At 76.8% G+C, this 1,028-nt stretch carries 1 protein-coding gene; it reads right to left on the bottom strand.

What is annotated here, in order from left to right:
* On the bottom strand, window positions 1-818 hold an 818-nt coding region (locus HMPREF3099_RS10315), incomplete at its 3' end, for an acetyl-CoA C-acyltransferase (protein WP_070705885.1).
* Window positions 819-1,028: the final 210 nt, after the last annotated feature.

Genomic DNA, 1,028 nt, shown 5'->3' with positions numbered 1-1,028 from the left:
AGACCCTCGGCCGCCCCGGCCGAGCCGAGCAGCACCGCGGCCGCCCCGTCGGTGAGCGGGGAGGCGTTGCCGGCGGTGATGCGCCCGTCGCGGCGGAAGGACGGCTTGAGCCCGGCCAGCGACTCCACCGACGAGCCCGGGCGCACCGTCTCGTCGCGGGGCAGGTCCGCCGCGTCGACGCCGGGCACCGCGCACGTCCAGTCGGCGTAGAAGCCGTCCTCCCACGCCGCGGCGGCCAGCTGGTGGGAGCGGGCGGCAAAGGCGTCCATCTGCTCACGGGTGGTGCCCAGCTCGTCGGCCACCTGCTCGTTGCACTCGCCCAGGCTGGCGGTCCACTCGGCCGGCATGGCGGGGTTCACCAGGCGCCAGCCCAGGGTGGTGGAGGCCATCTCGGCGTTGCCGGCGGGGAATGCGCGCTCCGGCTTGGCCACCACCCACGGGGCTCGGCTCATGGACTCCACGCCGCCCACCAGCACCAGGTCGGCGTCCCCGGTCTCGACGGTGCGGCTGGCCACCATCGCGGCGTCCAGGGAGGAGCCGCACAGGCGGTTGACGGTGGAGCCCGGCACGCTCACCGGCAGCCCGGCCAGCAGGGTGGCCATGCGCGCCACGTTGCGGTTGTCCTCCCCGGCCTGGTTGGCGGCGCCGAAGACCACCTCGTCGATGCGGGCCGGGTCCAGCTGCGGGGAGCGCTCCACCATCGCGCGGACCACGGTGGCGGCCAGGTCGTCCGGGCGCACCGTGGCCAGGGCGCCGCCGAGCTTGGCGAAGGGCGTGCGCACGGCGTCGTAGAGGTAGGCGGGCTCGAGCTGGGTCATGGGCGCTCCTGGTGCTCGTGGGGCGGGGCGGCGGGACGCGCCCATGGTGCTACACGGGCCGGGTCGGCGTGACGCCGGTCACGCGACGCCGGTCACGCCAGCAGGACCCGCGCCGCCGCGTCCCCAGAGGCCAGGGCGCCGGTGACTCCCGGGGCGAGGTGGTCGCCGGCCAGCACGAGGCCGGGGGCGAGCTCGAGCGCGAGGGGGCCG

The sequence above is a fragment of the Kytococcus sp. HMSC28H12 genome (genome assembly GCF_001816045.1).
In the GTDB taxonomy this organism is placed as follows: Bacteria; Actinomycetota; Actinomycetes; order Actinomycetales; family Dermatophilaceae; genus Kytococcus; species Kytococcus schroeteri.
Note: the sequence above shows the minus strand (reverse complement) of the source record. Positions and strands in the feature narration are given on the sequence as shown.